The sequence below is a fragment of the Yersinia sp. 2542 StPb PI genome (assembly GCF_048593855.1).
GTDB lineage: Bacteria > Pseudomonadota > Gammaproteobacteria > Enterobacterales > Enterobacteriaceae > Yersinia > Yersinia enterocolitica_E.
Map to the genome: position 1 here is coordinate 1 of NZ_JAZGQA010000227.1, position 6419 is coordinate 6419.

Consider the following 6419-nt stretch of genomic DNA (forward strand, 5'->3'; position numbering starts at 1 on the left):
AATAATAACTAACAGTTATAACCATTAGGATTCATTTTTTGCCATTTCCAAGCGTCCTGAAGCATATCAACTAAAGTTCTTTTTGCATACCAGCCTAACTCCCGACGTGCTAGTGCGGGACTAGCCCAGCACTCGGCAATATCACCAGGACGACGAGAAACAATCTCAAAAGGGATTTTTATGTTCGTAATATTCTCAAATTCTTTGATGATATGTAAAACAGAATAACCAACTCCTGTGCCTAAATTATAGGTCCGATATCCAGGAGATAAATGGTTTAAAGTACTTAAATGTCCTTCAGCAAGATCCATAACATGGATATAATCCCTAACACCAGAACCATCCGGTGTATTATAATCATTGCCATATACAGCAAGCTTAGCTAATTTACCAATAGCAACTTGGGTAATAAAAGGTAATAAATTATTCGGTTTTCCATTAGGATCTTCACCAATCAAACCCGAGGAGTGAGCACCGACTGGATTAAAATAGCGTAAGGATACAATTGAAAAGTAAGGATGAGCTTGGGAGAAATCTTGCAGTATTTGCTCAACCATTACTTTTGAAGAGCCATATGGATTAGTTGTTCCACCGACCTTAGCATTCTCCGTTAATGGAACAAATTCGGGCTCTCCATATACAGTAGCCGAGGAACTAAAGATTAGTTTTGTTACATTAGCAGCATGCATTTCTTCAAGTAAAACTATGGAGCCAATGACATTATTCTGATAATACTCAATAGGTTTACTAACGGACTCGCCTACCGACTTCAATCCAGCAAAATGGATGACAGAATCAATTTCATAATTTAATAAAATACGTTTAACGCAAGCTCTATCAAGTATGTCACCTTGATAAAAAATAGGTTTTCGCCCACAAATTTTGGACACACGTGATAATGACTCAACTGATGAATTAACTAAATTATCAAGAACCACAACATTTTCCCCTTGCTCTAATAATTTGAGCACTGTATGGGAACCTATGTATCCTGCACCACCAGTAACTAGTATAGTCATATATTTTCCATTTCACACACTCTATCTATTTTACATAAGATAGATATATTTAATAACAGTCACTCTCTTAATATTCTTATAATACTGGAAGTCTCTTCTTTCATTAACTGTTCATCATGTTTTGATTCAACATTTAATCGCACAACAGATTCTGTGTTTGAACTGCGTAAATTAAAACGCCATTCAGCAAACTCCATACTAACCCCATCAGTTTCATCAATATTCATAGCCCTAGCTTCATATGTAGCACGAACTCGAGCTATCGCAGATATTGGATCTCTTAGTTGGGAATTTATCTCTCCCGATGCAGGGTAGGCTAGCATGCGCTCTTTTACTAATTGTTCCAGACTTTTCCCCTTGACGGACATAATTTCCGAAATGAGTAACCATGGAATCATACCTGAATCACAATAAGCAAAATCACGGAAATAATGATGAGCACTCATTTCACCACCATAAACCGCATCTTCTTTTCGCATACGTTCTTTGATAAATGCGTGACCAGTTTTAGACATTATAGGTCTTCCACCGAAAGAGTTTACGATATCTATCGTATTCCAGGTTAAGCGGGGATCATGAATTATCTTGCTAGACGATTGTTTTTGAAGAAAAAATTCAGCCAAAAGACCTACAATATAATATCCTTCAATAAAATCTCCGTTATGACTAAAAAAGAAACAACGGTCAAAATCACCATCAAAAGCAATCCCCATATCTGCACCATAAGCTAACACCGCATCCGTAGTATCCTGCCGACATTCGGGTAATAATGGATTAGGTATACCATGAGGGAAAGTACCATCTGGTTCATTATGGATTTTAATCAGAGTAACCGGGATATCTAAAGCAGAAAATCGCTTTTCAAGTGCATCAATTACATGTCCTGCCGCACCATTCCCGCTATTAATAACTAATTTCAGCGGTTTAAGTAACGATGGATTTATATATCCGATTAAGTGCTCAATATAGTCATCAACAATAGATACTCTTTCATAACTGCCTTTTTTTGAAGGATCTGTTGCAGAAAATTCATTTATTTCTGCTAAACGCTGAATATCTCGCAAACCAGTATCCCCACTAATAGGGCATGCATTTTTACGGACCAGTTTCATGCCATTATAATCAATTGGATTATGACTAGCAGTTACCTCTACTCCACCATCAACATCCAGATGAAAAGTAGAGAAATATATCTCTTCAGTACCAGATAAACCAATATCTAACACATCAACACCTGCATCCTGTAGCCCCCGAGAAAGTGCTAATTTAAGACTCTCACTGGTTAATCTGACATCGCCGCCGACCACTACTTTCTTAGGTTTTTCAAACTCACCATATGCTCGGCCTATTCTGTAAGCAATATCTTCATTTAACTCATCACCTAATCGGCCACGAATATCGTAGGCTTTAAAACAACTTAATTTACTCATAATTTTCTAGCTCTATATTTTATGCTCAATTCGAACAATATCATCTTCTTCTAAGTAGCTTCCAGTGCGAACTTCTATTATCTCCAAAGGAAGTTTTCCTGGATTCTCAATAGAGTGGGCCACCCCAACAGCAATATAGGTAGATTCGTTCTCTGTTACTAAATAACTTTCGTAATCTCTGTACACTTTAGCCGTCCCAGAGACGACAACCCAATGTTCAGCACGATGATGATGAATTTGAGTTGCAGTGCGCTGCCCTGGCTTGATTGTCACATGCTGCACATGATATCGGGTGCCTTCAGCAATTGCGTCATGTGACCCCCATGGTCGATAGATTTCCCGATGCTGTAGATATTCAGATCGTAAACCAAGCTTTAGTTGCTCAACGATCTCTTTGACGCTTTGCACTTTATTTTTATCAGCGACCAATAAAGCATCTTTAGTTTCAACAATGATTAGATCATTAATTCCAACAGTGGCTACTAATCTATTCTGAGAATAGATATAACTATTATTTGTATCTTCCGTTAGCACGTCGCCGCGAACAACATTGCCATGACCATCTTTATCATTGATTTCCCAGAGCGCTGACCAACAGCCTACATCACTCCATTGTGCATTCATAGGAACCACTACCGCATCGCTTGTTTTTTCCATGACTGCATAATCAATGGACTCCTCGGGGCAGTTACAGAATGCAGCCTCATCGAGGCGAATAAAATCTAGATCCTTGTGTTGTCCCGCAATAGCATTTTTGCAGGCTTCAAAAATATCTGGTCGATGCTTTTCCAATTCTTGCAAATAACGAGATGCTTTGAACACAAACATCCCACTATTCCAATAATAATCACCAGACACTAAATATTGCTCTGCTTTAGTTAAATCAGGTTTTTCTACAAAAGCATCTACCTGAAAAGCATCATCCCCAATCTGTTTACCCTGCCGAATATAACCATATCCCGTTTCAGGTGTATTAGGGACTAGTCCGAAAGTGACCAATTTACCCATTTCGGCAAGAGGCTCAGCTCGCTGGACAGCACGAATGAATGCAGGGTTATCCTGTATCACATGATCAGCTGCTAATACCAATAAGATCGGGTCTTCACCAGTTAATGTAGCAAGCAATGCCGCCAATGCAATTGCAGGAGCAGTATTACGTCCTACAGGTTCCAACACAATGCCACTATATAATAGATTTTGCTGCCGAAGTTGCTCAGCAATAATAAACCTATGTTCTTCATTACATATCACTAATGGTGAAAGATGGGGTAGATTCTGTAATCTCAATAAGGTTTCTTGGAGCATCGTTAATTCTGACGTAAGTGCCAAGAATTGCTTAGGATAGTGTGTCCGAGATAAAGGCCATAAACGACTGCCAGCTCCCCCAGCCATAATTACAGGTAATAGCATAAGTAGTTACTTCCTAAAATTGTCCTGATTATCCAAGAACCACTGATAGGTCATCTTTAACCCTTTATCCAAGGAAATCTGATACTGCCAGCCTAGTTTTTTCAAACGACTCACATCCATAAGCTTACGAGGTGCACCATCGGGTTTACTTGAATCAAAAGTCAGTTTACCGTAAAAGCCAACTACGTTAGCAATCGTTTCAGCTAGTTCACGAATAGTACAATCAACACCAGTTCCAACATTAATATGAGATAACATGGGCTGAGTATTGGTTGTATAGGCATCATCTGCCAGCTCCATCACATGTATGCTGGCTGCTGCCATATCATCTACATGCAAGAACTCACGCATCGGTTTACCAGTTCCCCAAACAATTATTTCGTTGTCATTACGCATTTTTGCTTCATGAAACCGGCGTAGTAATGCAGGAATAACATGTGAGTTCTCAGAATGGAAATTGTCATTTTCACCATAGAGATTAGTTGGCATAACACTACGGTAATCACGGTTGTATTGCCGATTGTATGATTCACACAATTTAATACCGGCTATCTTAGAGATTGCATAAGGCTCATTGGTAGGTTCCAATACACCAGTAAGTAACGCAGACTCTTTCATAGGCTGTTCTGCCATTTTTGGATAAATACATGACGAACCTAAAAGGAGTAATTTTTGTATACCCACCGAATGAGCAGTATGGATAATATTGCACTCAATTATTAAGTTTTCATAAATAAATTCAGCAGGATAATTATTATTAGCTTGAATTCCACCTACTTTTGCGGCAGCTAGATAAACTTCATCAATAGCCTCTGCAATGAAAAACTCCTGTACATCTGATTGAGACATTAAATCCAATTCTGTACGTGGCTTAAGCACCAATTCAATATCTCTACGGTCTTTCAGCTGACGGACAATAGCTGACCCAACCATACCACGATGGCCAGCCACAAATACGCGCTTCATAACCATTCTTATTAACCCTCTAAAGTAATAGACACATCAAAACCGTTAGACTTCAGCAAAGCATGCTGCTTAGCCTGCTGTAAATCACCAGCAACCATTTCAGCGCACATCTCTTCAACAGTTATCTCTGGTATCCAACCCAACTTTTCTTTCGCTTTTGTTGGATCACCTAATAGAGTCTCTACTTCTGCGGGACGGAAATATCGAGGATCAACACGAACAATAATATCACCTACTTTTGCCGAAGTTACATGATCACCGCTGATTGCTGATATCGTTGCAATTTCATCCAGTCCTTTACCTGAAAATTCAATTTCGATACCGGCCTCTTTTGCAGACATACGTACAAACTCTCTGACAGTAATCTGTTTACCGGTTGCAATAACAAAGTCTTCAGGATGGTCCTGCTGTAGCATCATCCACTGCATACGCACGTAATCTTTCGCATGACCCCAATCACGCAGAGAATCCATATTTCCTAGGTACAAGCAATCTTCCAACCCTAACGCTATGTTAGCAATAGCCCGCGTAATTTTACGAGTAACAAACGTTTCTCCACGACGAGGGGACTCATGGTTGAACAAAATACCATTGCAAGCATATATGCCATAGGACTCACGGTAATTAATTGTAATCCAATAAGCATACATCTTCGCTACTGCATACGGAGAACGAGGATAGAATGGTGTTGTTTCTCTTTGGGGTATTTCTTGAACCAAACCATACAGCTCGGAAGTAGAAGCCTGATAAAAACGAGTTTTCTTATCTAGTCCATTGATCCTAATAGCTTCTAATAAACGAAGAGTACCCATAGCATCTACGTCTGCGGTATACTCTGGCGATTCGAAAGAAACAGCCACATGAGACTGAGCGCCTAAGTTATAAATTTCGTCGGGTTGAATTTCTTTAACTAAGCGAATCAAATTAGAAGTATCAGTCAAATCACCGTAGTGCAAAAGGAAATGAGGGTTGACCTCATGAGGGTCTTGGTAAATATGATCAATACGGCTGGTATTAAAAGAAGATGAACGTCGTTTAATACCATGAACCTGATAGCCTTTCTCGAGTAAAAACTCGGCTAAATAAGAACCATCCTGACCAGTAATACCCGTGATTAATGCCTTTTTCATAACGATTCGATCGCCTCAATAATAGCTCTATTCTTGTTTACTTGATTAAAATTATTTTCTGCATAACTTCGACATTGAGTTGCCAATAATGAAAAGTCTTGAGTGCTAATTAATTTTACAATACCGTCGATCTCACCCTCGTCAAACAGAAAACCATTAATTCCAGTTTCAATCGCATCAACACACCCCGGCACAGAATAGCATATCGCTGGAACACCACATGCATTCGCCTCCATGACTACAACAGGAAACCCTTCATGTTTTGATAAAAGGAGTAAAACGTCAGTTTCAGCATAAATATTGCGAAGGTCACAAAGATAGCCATGAAAGAATATTTCCTTCTCGAACTCTATTTTTAAATTGGCTATATCATTTTCTGTAAGAGATGATGGATTTGCAGGATATGTATCACCAACAACATTGAGAATAAAATCTATACCTCTTGTCTTCAAACATCTGACTAG

Annotated in this window: 6 protein-coding genes; all 6 read right to left on the reverse strand. The window is 39.1% G+C overall.

From position 1 onward, the window contains the following. Positions 1 to 8 precede the first annotated feature (8 nt). Positions 9 to 1019, reverse strand: coding sequence for a UDP-glucose 4-epimerase GalE (gene galE, locus V1952_RS19135; RefSeq protein ID WP_420075329.1), 1011 nt, complete (start codon positions 1017 to 1019; stop codon positions 9 to 11). A gap of 59 nt (positions 1020 to 1078) precedes the next feature. After that, positions 1079 to 2449, reverse strand: a complete 1371-nt coding sequence (cpsG, locus tag V1952_RS19140) for a phosphomannomutase CpsG (RefSeq protein ID WP_420075330.1) — start codon at positions 2447 to 2449, stop codon at positions 1079 to 1081. A 12-nt stretch (positions 2450 to 2461) separates the two neighbouring features. Continuing rightward, positions 2462 to 3859 carry a mannose-1-phosphate guanylyltransferase/mannose-6-phosphate isomerase gene (locus tag V1952_RS19145; RefSeq protein WP_420075331.1) on the reverse strand — a complete coding sequence of 466 codons (1398 nt, stop codon included), beginning with the start codon at positions 3857 to 3859 and terminating at the stop codon, positions 2462 to 2464. Positions 3860 to 3865: 6 nt separating this feature from the next. Next, entirely contained in the window at positions 3866 to 4831 is a 966-nt protein-coding gene (gene fcl, locus V1952_RS19150; protein WP_420075332.1) for a GDP-L-fucose synthase, read from the reverse strand. A gap of 5 nt (positions 4832 to 4836) precedes the next feature. Then, positions 4837 to 5955, reverse strand: coding sequence for a GDP-mannose 4,6-dehydratase (gmd, locus tag V1952_RS19155; RefSeq protein WP_420075333.1), 1119 nt, complete (start codon positions 5953 to 5955; stop codon positions 4837 to 4839). Continuing rightward, a partial coding sequence (locus V1952_RS19160; RefSeq protein WP_420075334.1) for a glycosyltransferase occupies positions 5952 to 6419 on the reverse strand: 468 nt, incomplete at its 5' end. The genes gmd and V1952_RS19160, both read right to left, overlap by 4 nt.